Source organism: Pseudomonas fungipugnans (assembly GCF_029955235.1).
Taxonomy (GTDB): Bacteria; Pseudomonadota; Gammaproteobacteria; order Pseudomonadales; family Pseudomonadaceae; genus Aquipseudomonas; species Aquipseudomonas fungipugnans.
On the sequence record NZ_JARBWL010000001.1, the window covers coordinates 1,534,015 to 1,546,859 of the forward strand.

A 12,845-nucleotide genomic window follows, 5' to 3' on the forward strand; every position below is an offset into this window, starting at 1 on the left:
CCGGCTCGCAACTTGAGTGGAAAAATAATGGCGAAGAGTTCCTTATGGAATAAATATTCCGGCGGTCAATGCTTCAATCCTGCCAACGACAAGAGCTGGCCAACTAACGACTGAAGTTGCGCATTGTGATAATCGTTAGTCAGCTCATGCCAGACCACGAAAGTTTGTTGACTGTCGAGACAGATATAGTAGCCCTCGTACAACTCGACATTTTCGAAACGCCGTTTAAGGGTTTCGGAAAACAGCTCGGGCCGTTGCGCCTGACGTTCGATGCTCAGTGCCAGCGCCCAGCCCAGGCTTTCCTGGCGGCAAACGAACTCGATGCCAGGCGCCCATTGCCAACTGCTCGGACGCTTCTCAACGATCCGCGTAATGAAATCCTGCTGATCCGCACTTTGCAAAATCGGTTCAGTCATTGAGGGATACCGTACTGTATTCGCCGCCGCCGTCACGCAGTGCGGCAGACCACCACACCTTCAAACGGGCATTGTTGGCGTCAAGTTGCTGACAATCTTGCGCGGCGCAGGAAGTTGCCGATCCTGTCGTACACGCACTTAAAAAAAACAGACTGATCATCACAATAACGGCATGGCACAACTTCATCTTTTCACCTTCCTTTGTAGGACTCTAAACACGCTTGCCCTGTCACCGTGTTGACAGTAATAGGCGGGGCAGCCCTTCAATGCAGGCCACATTATTGAGTCTTTTCTTATAGACCCCGCTAACGCGGGGGCAACATCGAAACTCGCGCAGGCACGGTAGGCAGTGACGCCATCGCCGCCGGCCGCAGTGCCACGAAAATCTCAGTTGATTCACCAGGTTGCAATTGAAACTCGGGGGCAACGGCTACCGCCAATGTCTGTTGCCCGGCACACATCGCGGGATCGAAGCGCTGCGGCTTGTCGCTGACGTTTTTGACCACGCCGACGGCCACCGAGAACTGTGTCCCGCTAAACCACTGCACCCGCTCACGATCCAGCGTGAACGAGCTGGTCACTTTACACAGGTCGCGCAAGGCCACACCAGATGATGCCCGTTTGATATCACCGGGAATGCGGCCGCGCACGAGGTCAGCGAAGGTCGAGGCGATCTGTGCACGCAAGTCGGCCGCCTGGCCGGGCTGTTTTCCCGAGGCCAGGGCCTGGTCCAGCTGGCTGCGGTTTTCGCTGGCGACGTAGCGCGCCGGATCGACCTGATCGCCGATCAATCGCGGGGTCAGGATAAACAGCCGTTCGCGCCGCGACACCTCGCGCCGGGTCGATGAAAACATCGGGCCAATCAGTGGCAAATGCCCCAACACCGGGACCTTGTCGTCGCGGTCACCACGCTCGTCGACATGGAACCCGCCGATCACCAGCGAACGGTTTTCGCTGATCACTGCCTGGGTGCTGACCGTGCCGCGCTTGACGGTCGGGGTCTGCTGATCGCGGGCCTGCTCCAGTTGCCCGTCTTCGATGTCGACGATCAACTGGAAGCGATTGTGTTGCGCGCCGGGGATGGTCCGGGGAATCACTTGCAGGCTGGTGCCGGCGGTCACCGGCATGATGTTGGCGACGCGCTCGCCGGTGGCGGTGATGTATTGGGTGCGGCTGAAGTCGATCACCGCCGGCTGGTTTTCCAGGGTCAGGACCGATGGCCGGGCGATGACCGAGGCCACGCCCTGCCCTTCGAGCGCCTGGATGTCGGCGAAAAACCGGTCGAAGTCGCGGATGAACAAGGTCGAGGAGCCACCGCTCAGCAACGAGCTGCCGAAGCCGACACTGCCAGCCTTCGCCGACCAGCGCGACTCCAGGCTCGACAGCTGGTTGCGGTCGATGTCCAGAATGATCGCGTCGATTTCCACCAGATTGCTCGGCAAATCCAGCTGTTCGATCAGTTGCTGGTACTGCGCGCGCTTGTCCGGGTTGTCGTAGATCAGCACCGCGTTGTTGCGCACATCGGCGGCCACCCGGCGTTGCCCGGCGCCCTTGGCCTTGATCTCGGGGCGACCGCTGACCCGCTCGGTGGCCAGGGTCAGGATCTTGTTCCGGGCGGCGTCGCCCATGCCTTGCAGGGCCTGGATATTGGCCTTCGGGTCTTGCGCCGATGGCAACGACGGGCGCTGGCTGTCGAGCAGGCTTTCGAGAATGCCGGCCACGCCGGGGACGTTCATGGTCTGGTCACGGTAGTGGATCTGCCGGTCGGCCACGGCGGCGTAACGCAACGCGAATGTCATCACCTGCTGCTTCTCGTCGGGCTTGATCTTTTCCTTGCTGAAGCCGCGAATCAACTCGATATAGCGCGCCGGCCCGCTGACCAGCACCACGCCTTCATCAGGCAATTCACCCCAGCCGAAACGCTTGTCCAGCAGGCCGATATCGGTGAGCGCCTGCTTCAGGTCCGGGGCCGCGTCGGCCGACACTTCAAGGCGCTGCGAGATCTGCGCCGATTGCGGGCTGACGTACAACTTGCCGTTGTAGACGAACCACTGGAACTGATGTTCCAGCGCCAGGCGATCGAGAAATTCCTGGGCATTGGCCGCACGCAGCTTGGCGTCGACCACGCCGCTGACGCCGCTGATGCTCAGGCCGACGCCATAGGCATTGGCGAAATCCTTGAGCACGGTGTCCAGCGGGGTTTGCGTCGCCTCATAGGCGTACGCCGACTGGCGCCACTCTTCGGGCACCGCCGCCTGCGCGGGCGAGCACAGCAGCGCGAGTAACGACAACGCGCAAAGTCGCTTAAACATAAGGTCTTCCCAGTGCGGCAGGACGGTAGGCGGGCCGCGACGGCGCGGTGCTGCGTTCAAGCATCGCTTCCCACACATCACGTTGATTGGCCAGGGCTTCGAGGGCGCTGATGATCGAGGCCACGTCCTCGAACTTGAGGTAGCGCATCAGGCACAACCGCCGCTCTACCGGATCGAGGGCCAGCGCGCCGCTGAATCGCCCAAGGCTGGGGGCGGACAGGCGCAAGGCGGCCTCGAGCCCCGCGTCATCGCCTTTCCAGGCCACGCTCAGCATGGCGATACACAGCACCCCGGCGGGACGTCGCTGCAAACGCACCGGGGCGCGATCGATCAACAATTTCAGCTCGCCGTCGCCGCTGTCTAGCCAGCGCTGCGCGGTCAGCGCCAACTCAGCGGATTTCATTGAGGATGGCCTTTGCCAGGTTGTGCTTGACCACGATTTCCTGGTTCGCCGCCCAACTGGCGGTCGAGGACTGACGGATCGCCGAGTTGAAGGCGTGCCAATCGTCCGGCGAGAACGCATCCATGTTCAGGGCGGCGGAATCCAGATCTTTCTGGGCGTGTTCGAAGTTGTTGTCCAGACGGCGGCGCAGTGCATCAGAAGACAGCATGGTAAAACTCCAGGTCCGAGAACTGCCCACTGAGTGGTAGTTGGCAGGAGTTGGTTCCATGGATTGCACATCTTTGAATTTACCTGGATCCCCTGGGGGATTTGGGTTGTTCAGGTGCTTATTTGAACGCCTCGCCGAGTGCCGCCCAGCCCAGGCTGAAATCTCCCTGTTCCGTGCGCAGGCACAGTGTTTCGCCGGCCAGTCGTGGATCGATCCGCACGCTCCACCGCGCTTCAGTTTGCTGCAGCACCTGAGTGGCGGTTTCGAGCCAGTCGGGATGGCAATACAGCACCGCTTCTTCATCTTCAGGCTGGGCAGCCGCCAGTTGCCGTACCACGGCGCTGATTCGCGCCGCCTCGGTCTGCTCGCCCAGCAACCGCTGCAGAACATCGCCCACCAACGCCTCAGCGGTGACGACAATGCTCGCCCACATCTGTTCACGCTGGCGCTGCCACTGTGCAAGCAGTTCGTCGGCCTGGCGCCAGACCTCGGCCCGAGCTTGCTGGCGGGCATTTTCACGCAGTAACGCGGCGTGCTCACGGGCATCGGCCAGCAGCGCGTCGGCCTCAGCCCGCGCAGCCGTCAGCAACTGCCCGGCGAGCAGGCTGTCGGCGAAGATCTCGCGACGCAGCAGCGGCCCGTCAGTCAGCACCAGCGAACGATCAAGCGTCAGGCTGCGGCGGGTCAACATGGTCGTCATCCTTGTGCGAAGAAAGAGTTGAGGCGTACCAGACCACCGCCTGCCACAAGGCCGCGAGGCGCGCCGCCGGCAGGTCGTCGAACGCCAGGCGTTCAGCCTCTTCGATGGCGGGCCTGGCAAAGCGCAGGCGCAAACGCTGCCATACTGGCTCACCGACCCAGGCGCGCAGGAGGCGCAAGCCCTGGATGTGGGGGGTGCCCTGCGGCCATTGCACCGGCAACCAATGGCCCGGTTGCAAGGCGCGGCCAAGGCGCCGGCACCAGATCAGATCGGCGCGGTCGAGTGCGCCGGGGTGAAGCGCTTCGCTGCCGGCACACACCGTCACCACCAGGCTCAGCACCCGCGACCATTGCCCGGAATCAGCACCGAGCAACGGCAGCAAATGCGCGTTGGGCGCGGGTGGCAACGTCGAGGTCATGTGCAGATGCCGGTCGAGCCAGGCACCGGGATGGCGCCGCAGCCACGCCAGCAATTCAGGTGTCACGCCCTCTTCACCCAGGCGCCAGTCGCGGTCGGCACCGCGGGCGCCCTCGACCCACCAGCGCACCCACGCCAATGCTTGCGCCTGGCTGACATTGATCAGGCTCATGCCGGATCAGAGGGCGTGCGCCGGGCGCCCGAGGCCGCACCGGTCAACCGCCGACGCCAGGCCGGATTGATCGCCACCAGACCGCCGAGCAACATCAGCAACGCCAGCGCACACAACGCCGCGAACCACTGCCAGAACTGCAAGCGTTCGGGGGTCAGGCTGAAGGGCCCGATGCTGATGTTTTCCACGGTCTCCTGATAACCCTGGGCGGGCACGAAAATCACCGCGAGTTTCTTGTCGTCAGCGCCGCTGATCCCCGGAATGCTGCTGGCGACCATGCGCCGGATGCGCGGCAACACGCTGTCGGGATCCAGCTCGGCGCGGTGCTTGATGAACACCGCTGCCGAGGCCGGCAGCACCGGTTCACCGGGGGCAATGCGTTCGGGCAGTACCACATGCACCCGGGCGACGACCACGCCGTCAATTTGCGACAACGTCTGCTCCAGCTCCTGGGACAAGGCATACAGGTAACGCGCGCGCTCTTCCAGCGGCGAGGAAATAACCCCTTCCTTGCGAAACACCTCGCCCAGGCTCGAACGCGAGCGACGGGGCAGCCCCACCGCTTCCAGCGCACGCACCGCACGGGAAATATCGTCGCTGGCCACCAGCACCGCCACGCCATTCTTGTCCAGGCGCTTTTGCGCATCGATGTGTTTGCTGGCCAGTTCCGCCAGCACCTCGTTGGCGTCCTGCTCGGACAAGTTGCGATGCAGTTCCATGCGCTCGCCACAGCCCGCCAACAGCAGGATCATCAAGGCCATCAAAATCGGCCCGAGTACCTTGGGATGCATGGTTGTGCCTTATTGAAGACTGGTGAGTTTTTCCACGCTCTGGGCCGCCTTGCTCACCAGTTTGGCGCCAAGCAGGCTTTCCAGATAAAACGAAGACAACGAACGGTTGGCCTGCAATGCCTGCTGCGGATCGGTGGACCGGGCCGCCCGTTGCAGATCCCGAGTGGCCTTGTCGGCATCCTTTTGCAAGGCGCTCGTGGCCTGGGTCATCGGCGAGTTCTGTGGCTCGCTGTGTGGTGCGCGTGCGGCCACTTGCTGCATCTGCACATTGAACCAGGCGATGTCCGCCTCGGCAGGCGGCCTGCCCGGCGCCGCTTCGGAACCGGCCAGACCCGAGTGGTTAGCTGTTATCCCTGTAATCGCCATTCAAGCTCTCCTGCCAGGACGAAGGTTTACATTCAGCCGCGATAGCTGGTGGTGCTTTGTTGCGTCAGCACCGACAGCACGTTGCCGGCAGCAATGCTGGCATCGGTCTTGAGGGTGTTGCCGGCGCCGCCGTTCCGGAAATTCTGCTCGGCGTCGGGAAACAGGCCACCCAGTGAATTGCCCTGGGCACTGCCTTTGACTTCACCCTTGATCATGTCGATGGCTTTCTGGAACTGCTTGCTCTCGCCACGGGACATGAACTGGTCGCCCTCGGACAATTCGCCCATCCAGTCCTTGGATTTGCCGTCCGGCTTGCCGAACTCTTCAGGGTGCATGTCCATGAAGCGCGCGACTTCCTTGAGCACGTCCTTGTCGTCGTTGGAAAACTCCATTTCGCCACGCGCATCACGCACCGGGTTGCCGGTCGGCTTGAGCAGGTTGTCGAGTTTTTCTTCGCCCAGATTGCCCAGCAACGACGACAGCAGGTCTTGCACGCCGCCCGAACCGCCGGTGCCGCCAGTGCCGCCGGTTGGCTTGTTCCAACCGCCGCCGTTGTTGCCGCCAACGCCGTTACCGCCCTGGGCACCGCCGCCAAGGATGTCCTTGATCAGCCCTTCCAGGCCTTTGGTGAAGGACTGTTTTTCATCGCTGTTGAGGTAGTTGTCCTCACTCAATTCATCGCGCCAGCTACGGACTTTGCCAGTGGCATCATCGGGCTTGCCGAACTTGTCCGGATTCTTGTCCATGTAGTCGGCGATCATCCCGAGCAACGGATTTTTCGCATCGCGGATGTTGGCGCCGCTGCCGTTTTTTTCGAACAGGGCCTCCCCCAGCAAGGAGGCGATCTGCCCGCTGGTGTTGTCGGAACCGCCCTTGAAATCCGGCATGTTGGACGCGTTGAAATTGCCCTGGAACGAACCGCCCGGGGGCAGGCTTATCGAAGAAGAAAACATACATGCACTCCTGATTGACTGCACAAGTCCTGGCCCTCCCGATCAAGACCGAGAGGGCCGGGGACCACTTAGTAGTTGATCGCCTTGCCGGTTTGCTGGGCGGCGTTCTGCGCTTTGGTGGCAGAGTCCTGATAGGCGCTGGCGATACCGTTGACGGTGTCGGTCATCATCTTGTTGGACTGGGCCTGGGCGTTCATGGTGGTGGTTGCTGCAGCAGTGGAATCCATCTGCGTCATGGCAGCCATCGAAGCGCCAAGGGATGCGGTACCGGCCATAGTTATTACTCCTGATAATCGAAAGTTGTTTGAACACCCGATTGATGTTCGAACAATGAGTGGTCGATTCCCGGAAGCGGTTCCATGGTTCATGACAAATCGGTACAGCCTGTCCTGCGGGGATGCGCTGGCGCGTGCGCCGTCAAAGCTCGGGGGAGTCGATGCTCAGGCTTTTCATGCGGTGATACAGGGTGCGGCGCGGGATGCCGAGTTCACTGATCACCGCGTCAATGCACTTGGAATGGCGCGACAGGCAATCCTGGATCAGGGCTTTTTCGAACAGGCGCAGGTAGGTTTTAAGCGAGGCGGTACGTTCGCAGTCCGGCTCGTCGCTACCGGATTGCAAAGCCGGCATGCCGAGCACGAAACGTTCGGCGGCGCACTTGAGCTCGCGGATATTACCCGACCAGCGATGGCTGAGCAGCTGTTTGAGCAGGTGGGGGTCGGGCTCGGGAATCGGCTGGCGATGACGTTCGGCGGCTTCCTGGACGAAGCGCTGGAACAGCGGCTGGATATGTTGCAGGCCTGAACGCAGGGTGGGCAACTGGATCTTGATCACGTTCAGGCGAAAGAACAGGTCGCGGCGAAACTTGCCCTCTTCCACCAGTTTTTCCAGCGGGGTCTGGGTGGCCACGATGACGCGCAGATCCAGGGGCACGAAACGTGTCGAGCCCAGCCGCTCGATACCGCGCATCTCCAGCACCCGCAGCAGTTTGGCCTGGAGCAGCAAGGGCATGCTGTCGATTTCGTCCAGGTACAGCGTGCCGTGATTGGACGCCTCGATGTAACCGGCCCGGGATTTGGAAGCACCGGTGTAGGCGCCGGCCATGACGCCGAACAATTCACTTTCGGCCAACTGCTCCGGAACGGCTGCGCAGTTGAGCGCAACCAGGGGGCCCTCGCGGCAGGACAACTGGTGAATGCGCCGCGCCAGTGTGTCTTTGCCAGTACCGGTCTCCCCTTCCAGTACCATGTCGACATTGAGTGGCGCGGCCTTTCTGATAAACGCTTGCAAGGTCCCCACAATATCCAGAACTTCATGTTCCAGTTGTGAAGTGTGATTGTTCGAAAAACCCCCGGTCATCTTGTTCCCTCACGATGAGTATCACTTCCATTGGGTTTGAGGAATACCGGACGCCGCACTTCCGTGACCCGTGAGTTTCGGAAGAACAACGGGCATCCGAAACTGAGCGTATGCCTGTCACACCATGATTTTATTTTTAGAGTCTTTACACCTACTACGGCCCAACATTTACTCCGCCGTTTGCCCCCCAAGGGCCCGACTTTCGATTCAACTTTTTAAACGTGCCGCGTATTTGGGCAAATCTGCACAGCCGCTGTCAATCAGTGCTGACTGGACTTGCAGACCGGCGCAAAGATAGAAACACCGGAAACATGAAACGTTCATAGCCGCGCATTACTTCAATGGCCTTTTACTTGAAAGTTATGACTGGCCGATGCCCCCGGCGCACAGTCTAGATAGGCCCGCCCGCCGCTCAAAATTGAAATTCACCGTTTAGGCCATAGTTATTTTCTATGCAGTAAAACACTTCAAGCTATCTTTAACGTCACGCACACAGTGGCGGCGATATATCGTATCGATGCGACATCCATACAAGTAAATCCGTTGCGATTGTGCTGCGCTGCCCCGTTAATTATTACGGTCTCAAGTCCCTGGAATTGTCGGCAACTTCTGCCGCCCGACAATCTGTATAACCCGTTGATTTTACAGATTCAATTTTTTCATTGCGGCAGAAAAATCGACAAGAATTCTCCACCCGGCGCGGCCCTGTACTAGGATACGAGGCGGCGTCGGCGGCAATAAAGATTCGTCGGCGTTGCAGAATGTCACATCAGATTCGTCACTATAGGACACCTGTTCAACACTTGGCACTCATGGATGAAATGATGAACACACAGATACTGTTCCCGCACATCGGCAAGGTGATCGCCAGCACAGGCAGTCGCCATTTCCCGCGGATGTTGCACGATCTGATCCTCACCCGCCTGGCAGTGGACGCCACGCACATCACCCAGCTACGGGTGGATTGCGCGGACCACCCCGCCCCCCGGACCTACAGCTCCGCAGACGACACACGCTGTGTCGAGGTCGGCACACAGTTGCACCTGACCCGCCACAAGGACGACTACCGCTACGTGCTCTCGGTGTCACGCTCCGACGAATCCTGCAGTTTTTCCGCTCAGGAACGGCTGATCCTCGAAGATTTTTCGCCGCTGCTGCTGCCGATGGTGGAAAAGCACATCAACGCCATCCAGCCGCGCAGTGCTGCAAGGGACGACGACGCGAGCGCGATGGAAGGCCTGGACGTGCTGAGGCAGCGCTTTGGCGAGCGACTGTCGCAATCGAAGTTGAGCCTGTCGAATCGCGAACTGGAAGTGTGTGTCGGCCTGCTGGCCGGTCGCACGGCACCGGAGCTGGCGGAGCAGTTACAGCTCAAGCCCAGCACCATCGAGAGCTACCTCAAGCGCGCCGCAATCAAGATGGGCATCAGCGGACGGCACTCGTTGAAGCGTTGGATGTATTGTGCCGATGACAGCTAGGCCCTGAGCACCACGAGCCCATGTGGGAGCGAGCTTGCTCGCGATAGCGGTCACTCAGTCAACACAGATGCTGAATGTACTATTGCTATCGCGAGCAAGCTCGCTCCCAAAGGGATTGCGTTTAATTGACTGGCATTGGGCTCAATCCCGCGCCAACGCCTCGATCGGATCCAGCCGTGCCGCATTGCGCGCCGGCACAAACCCGAAGACGATGCCGATCAGGGTCGAGCAGGCGAATGCGGTGACGATCGAAGCCATGGAAAAGACCATTTCCCATTCTTTGACGAACAGCGAAAACAGATAACCGATGGCAAAGGACAGCGAAATCCCGATCATCCCGCCAATCAGGCAGACCATCACCGCTTCCACCAGAAACTGCTGACGAATGTCCGACTGGCGCGCACCGACGGCCATACGAATCCCGATCTCGCGGGTGCGCTCGGTGACCGACACCAGCATGATGTTCATCACCCCGATACCGCCCACCAGCAACGAAATCACCGCGATCAGCGACAGCAGCAGCGCCAGTGAACGGCTGGTTTTCTGCACCGTCTGCATCACGCTGTCGAGGTTGCTGGTGAAAAAATCCTTGGTGCCGTGACGCTGCAGCAACAGTTGGATGACGTGTTCCTCCACCACTTTGCTCGGCTGGCCGTCCTTGATCCGCACCGTGATGCTGTCCAGGAACCGTTGCCCCAACACACGCCCGGCGGCGGTTTCGTAGGGCACCCAGACGTTCAGGGTCTTGCCGGAGGCAAACAGGTTTTTGTTCTCCGCCGCCACGCCGATCACCGTGCACGGCAGATTGCCGATCAGGATCACCTGCCCCAGCGGCTCTTCTCCCGGCCCGAACAGGCGATTGCGCGTGTTGTGATCGATCACCACCACCTGGGCCTGGCGCCGGGCATCGCTCTCGCTGAAGGTAATGCCCGCCGCCATCTTCACGCCCTTGACCTGAAAGTACTGATCGCTGACGCCATTGACCTGGGCATTGAGGTCGATGTTGCGATAACGCAGCAGCAGGCTGCGCCCGACCATCGGGGTGGCGCTGTCGACGTAGTACAACTGGCTCAGGGCCTGCACATCCGCCGGCACCAGGGTTTCGATGGCCCCGGCGCGGCTGTCGCCGAAACTGGCGCCGGAAAACACATCGATGGTGTTGCTGGCAATCGCCGAAATGTCCTTGAGCACATAGCGTTTGGCGCCCTCGCCGATCGCCGAAATCGACACCACCGAGGTGATGCCGATCACGATGCCGAGCATGGTCAGCAACGTGCGCATGCGATGGGAAATCAGCGCCACCCAGGCCATGTTGAACGCTTCCTTGAACAACCCCAGGCTGGCCACCAGACGCCGTGCGCCGGCAGGCTTGAGCGCCACGGGTGCCTCGGTCGGCAGATCGGGGCCGGCGCGTTCATTGTGCCGGTCGCTGATGATCTGACCATCGCTGACCTCGATGATCCGCTCGGCGTTGGCCGCGACTTTCGGGTCGTGGGTCACCAGGATCACCGTGTGCCCGGCGGCGTGCAGCTCCAGCAGGATGCGCATCACTTCCTTGCCGCTGGCGGTGTCGAGGGCGCCGGTGGGTTCGTCGGCGAGGATCACTTCGCCGCCATTCATCAAGGCCCGGGCGATACTCACGCGCTGCTGCTGGCCACCGGAAAGCTGGTTCGGCCGATGGCTCAGGTGCCCGGACAAACCCAACCGCGCCAGCAGTTCCGTGGCGCGACTGTGACGCTTGACCTCGGGGGTGCCGGCGTAGATCGCCGGCATCTCGACGTTGTGCATGGCGCTCAGGTGCGCCAGCAAGTGATAACGCTGGAAGATGAAGCCGAAGTAGTCGCGGCGCAGTTCGGCCAGGGCCTGATCGTCCAGGTCGCGGGTCTGCCGACCATTGATCTTGTAGCTGCCGGCGCTGGCGTAGTCGAGGCAGCCGAGGATGTTCATCAGGGTCGACTTGCCGGAGCCGGAGGCGCCGATGATCGCCACCATTTCCCCGGCGTTGATCGTCAGGTTGATGTCCTTGAGTGCAAGAAACTCGCGCTCCCCGGCCATGAAACTGCGGGTGATGCCCTGGAGTTCCAGTAACGGCTCAGTCATGGTCAAGACCCCGCCACGGCGGAAACCGGATCGCCGATCACCACCTTGTCGCCTTCGGCCAGGCCGTCGTCGATCTGCACCTTGACGTTGTTGTTGATCCCGGTCTTCACGTTGCGCACTTGCGCCTGGCCCTTGGCATTGAGCACCCGCACGGGAAAACTGCCGTCACTGTTGCGCGGCCCCAACGCCGCCACCGGCACGACCAACACATTCTTTGCTGTGTCGAGCACGATGCGCACCTGCGCGGTCATGGAAATACGCAGGCGATGGTCGGGGTTCGGCACATCGAACAAGGCGTTATAGAACACCGCCGTGTTCTGCTTCGGCGTGCCGGCGGTCTGGGTTTCAAGGAAGTTCTGCGGTGCCGGCTCGGTTCCACGCAGCTTGCCGTAATAGCGTTTGTCTTCCCCCAGGATGGTGAAATACACGTCCTGCCCCGGTGTGATGTGAATCACGTCGGCCTCCGACACCTGGGCCTTGACGGTCATGGTGTCCAGGTCCGCCAGTTTCAGCAGCACCGGCGCCAGTTGCTGGGCGATCACGGTCTGGCCTTCCTGGGTGACGATGCCCACCACGTCGCCGTCGATGGGCGCAACGATACGGGTATAGGCCAGGTTGACCTTGGCGGTATCGATCTGGATGTGCGCACTCTTGATCTGCGCATCAAGGGACAGCAGGTTGGCGCGCTGCACGTCGTAGTTGGACTCGGCGGTTTCGAAATCCTGCTGGGAGATCGACGCGTCCGATTGCAGGTCGCGATAACGCTCGAAGACCGATTGCGTCTGTTTGAGCTGCGCCAGGGTGGCGCGGCGTTGTGCTTGCAGGTTTTCCTCGTCAACCTGAGCCTGACGCAAGGTGTTCTGCAACACCAGAGGGTCGATTTCAGCCAGCCACTGGCCCTTTTTCACCTTGTCGCCAAGCTTGACCTTGAGCGACTTCATTTGCCCCGACACCTGGGCACCGACATCGACCTGCTTGATGCCTTCGAGTAAACCGGTGGCCAGCACCGCGTTTTCAATGTCCGCCCGCTCGACGCGGGCGCTCAGGTACTGCGGCGCCTCGGCCGGTGCCTGTACGGTGTAGAAAATCAACCCGGCCACCGCCGCCAGTCCCAGGCCCATACCGATTTTGCGAAACTTCGACTTTTCCATAAATGACCACAAAAGGCGT

15 protein-coding genes are annotated in these 12,845 nt (G+C 60.9%); 1 reads left to right on the forward strand and 14 read right to left on the reverse strand.

All coding sequences use genetic code 11. The features are described 5' to 3' along the window. Positions 1-65 precede the first annotated feature (65 nt). From POF45_RS06155 to POF45_RS06210, 12 genes are all read right to left on the reverse strand, one after another. Positions 66-416, reverse strand: coding sequence for a negative regulator of hrp expression HrpV (locus POF45_RS06155; RefSeq protein WP_259495173.1), 351 nt, complete (start codon positions 414-416; stop codon positions 66-68). Further along, positions 409-603 carry a hypothetical protein gene (locus POF45_RS06160; protein ID WP_259495174.1) on the reverse strand — a complete coding sequence of 65 codons (195 nt, stop codon included), beginning with the start codon at positions 601-603 and terminating at the stop codon, positions 409-411. Before POF45_RS06160 ends, POF45_RS06155 begins: the two co-directional genes overlap by 8 nt. Before the next feature lie 118 nt (positions 604-721). Further along, the gene (sctC, locus tag POF45_RS06165) at positions 722-2,728 is read right to left on the reverse strand and encodes a type III secretion system outer membrane ring subunit SctC (RefSeq protein WP_282315337.1); all 2,007 of its coding nucleotides are present in this window, start codon (positions 2,726-2,728) and stop codon (positions 722-724) included. Then, a complete protein-coding gene (locus POF45_RS06170; protein ID WP_259495176.1) occupies positions 2,721-3,131 on the reverse strand; it encodes a type III secretion system chaperone in 411 nt (136 codons plus the stop codon). Before POF45_RS06170 ends, sctC begins: the two co-directional genes overlap by 8 nt. Then, positions 3,118-3,339 carry a type III secretion protein HrpF gene (locus POF45_RS06175; protein ID WP_259495177.1) on the reverse strand — a complete coding sequence of 74 codons (222 nt, stop codon included), beginning with the start codon at positions 3,337-3,339 and terminating at the stop codon, positions 3,118-3,120. The genes POF45_RS06170 and POF45_RS06175 overlap by 14 nt, the downstream gene beginning before the upstream one ends. A gap of 118 nt (positions 3,340-3,457) precedes the next feature. Then, positions 3,458-4,030: a type III secretion system stator protein SctL gene (sctL, locus tag POF45_RS06180; RefSeq protein WP_282315338.1), complete on the reverse strand. Its 573-nt coding sequence runs from the start codon at positions 4,028-4,030 to the stop codon at positions 3,458-3,460. After that, on the reverse strand, positions 4,002-4,628 hold the full coding sequence (locus POF45_RS06185; RefSeq protein WP_259495179.1) for a hypothetical protein: 627 nt from the start codon (positions 4,626-4,628) through the stop codon (positions 4,002-4,004). Before POF45_RS06185 ends, sctL begins: the two co-directional genes overlap by 29 nt. Continuing rightward, a complete protein-coding gene (gene sctJ, locus POF45_RS06190; RefSeq protein ID WP_282315339.1) occupies positions 4,625-5,419 on the reverse strand; it encodes a type III secretion system inner membrane ring lipoprotein SctJ in 795 nt (264 codons plus the stop codon). Before sctJ ends, POF45_RS06185 begins: the two co-directional genes overlap by 4 nt. 9 nt (positions 5,420-5,428) lie before the next feature. Further along, a complete protein-coding gene (sctI, locus tag POF45_RS06195) occupies positions 5,429-5,785 on the reverse strand; it encodes a type III secretion system inner rod subunit SctI (RefSeq protein WP_282315340.1) in 357 nt (118 codons plus the stop codon). A 32-nt stretch (positions 5,786-5,817) separates the two neighbouring features. Continuing rightward, positions 5,818-6,738 carry a harpin HrpZ family protein gene (locus POF45_RS06200; protein ID WP_259495185.1) on the reverse strand — a complete coding sequence of 307 codons (921 nt, stop codon included), beginning with the start codon at positions 6,736-6,738 and terminating at the stop codon, positions 5,818-5,820. A 68-nt stretch (positions 6,739-6,806) separates the two neighbouring features. Next, on the reverse strand, positions 6,807-7,013 hold the full coding sequence (locus tag POF45_RS06205; RefSeq protein WP_259495188.1) for a type III secretion system major pilin HrpA: 207 nt from the start codon (positions 7,011-7,013) through the stop codon (positions 6,807-6,809). 142 nt (positions 7,014-7,155) lie between these two features. After that, a complete protein-coding gene (locus tag POF45_RS06210; RefSeq protein WP_282315341.1) occupies positions 7,156-8,097 on the reverse strand; it encodes a sigma 54-interacting transcriptional regulator in 942 nt (313 codons plus the stop codon). Positions 8,098-8,921: 824 nt separating this feature from the next. Here POF45_RS06210 and POF45_RS06215 point away from each other — a divergent pair. Further along, positions 8,922-9,575, forward strand: coding sequence for a helix-turn-helix transcriptional regulator (locus tag POF45_RS06215; RefSeq protein WP_259495189.1), 654 nt, complete (start codon positions 8,922-8,924; stop codon positions 9,573-9,575). Between the two features lie 141 nt (positions 9,576-9,716). On the opposite strand, the gene POF45_RS06225 is transcribed toward POF45_RS06215, so the two are convergent. Both POF45_RS06225 and macA read right to left on the reverse strand, forming a co-directional pair. After that, the gene (locus POF45_RS06225) at positions 9,717-11,675 is read right to left on the reverse strand and encodes a MacB family efflux pump subunit (protein ID WP_259495190.1); all 1,959 of its coding nucleotides are present in this window, start codon (positions 11,673-11,675) and stop codon (positions 9,717-9,719) included. Between the two features lie 2 nt (positions 11,676-11,677). Continuing rightward, positions 11,678-12,826 (reverse strand): macrolide transporter subunit MacA, encoded by a 1,149-nt coding sequence (macA, locus tag POF45_RS06230; protein ID WP_282315342.1) that lies wholly within the window; start codon positions 12,824-12,826, stop codon positions 11,678-11,680. Positions 12,827-12,845 lie beyond the last annotated feature (19 nt).

What these genes read in the sequence shown, in the direction of transcription:
- macA (WP_282315342.1), bottom strand. Translation starts at nt 12,826, where the DNA reads ATGGAAAAGTCGAAGTTTCGCAAAATCGGTATGGGCCTGGGACTGGCG.
- POF45_RS06215 (WP_259495189.1), top strand. Translation starts at nt 8,922, where the DNA reads ATGAACACACAGATACTGTTCCCGCACATCGGCAAGGTGATCGCCAGC.
- sctI (WP_282315340.1), bottom strand. Translation starts at nt 5,785, where the DNA reads ATGGCGATTACAGGGATAACAGCTAACCACTCGGGTCTGGCCGGTTCC.
- POF45_RS06160 (WP_259495174.1), bottom strand. Translation starts at nt 603, where the DNA reads ATGAAGTTGTGCCATGCCGTTATTGTGATGATCAGTCTGTTTTTTTTA.
- POF45_RS06205 (WP_259495188.1), bottom strand. Translation starts at nt 7,013, where the DNA reads ATGGCCGGTACCGCATCCCTTGGCGCTTCGATGGCTGCCATGACGCAG.
- sctC (WP_282315337.1), bottom strand. Translation starts at nt 2,728, where the DNA reads ATGTTTAAGCGACTTTGCGCGTTGTCGTTACTCGCGCTGCTGTGCTCG.
- POF45_RS06225 (WP_259495190.1), bottom strand. Translation starts at nt 11,675, where the DNA reads ATGACTGAGCCGTTACTGGAACTCCAGGGCATCACCCGCAGTTTCATG.
- POF45_RS06185 (WP_259495179.1), bottom strand. Translation starts at nt 4,628, where the DNA reads ATGAGCCTGATCAATGTCAGCCAGGCGCAAGCATTGGCGTGGGTGCGC.
- sctJ (WP_282315339.1), bottom strand. Translation starts at nt 5,419, where the DNA reads ATGCATCCCAAGGTACTCGGGCCGATTTTGATGGCCTTGATGATCCTG.
- POF45_RS06155 (WP_259495173.1), bottom strand. Translation starts at nt 416, where the DNA reads ATGACTGAACCGATTTTGCAAAGTGCGGATCAGCAGGATTTCATTACG.
- POF45_RS06200 (WP_259495185.1), bottom strand. Translation starts at nt 6,738, where the DNA reads ATGTTTTCTTCTTCGATAAGCCTGCCCCCGGGCGGTTCGTTCCAGGGC.
- POF45_RS06170 (WP_259495176.1), bottom strand. Translation starts at nt 3,131, where the DNA reads ATGAAATCCGCTGAGTTGGCGCTGACCGCGCAGCGCTGGCTAGACAGC.
- POF45_RS06210 (WP_282315341.1), bottom strand. Translation starts at nt 8,097, where the DNA reads ATGACCGGGGGTTTTTCGAACAATCACACTTCACAACTGGAACATGAA.
- POF45_RS06175 (WP_259495177.1), bottom strand. Translation starts at nt 3,339, where the DNA reads ATGCTGTCTTCTGATGCACTGCGCCGCCGTCTGGACAACAACTTCGAA.
- sctL (WP_282315338.1), bottom strand. Translation starts at nt 4,030, where the DNA reads ATGTTGACCCGCCGCAGCCTGACGCTTGATCGTTCGCTGGTGCTGACT.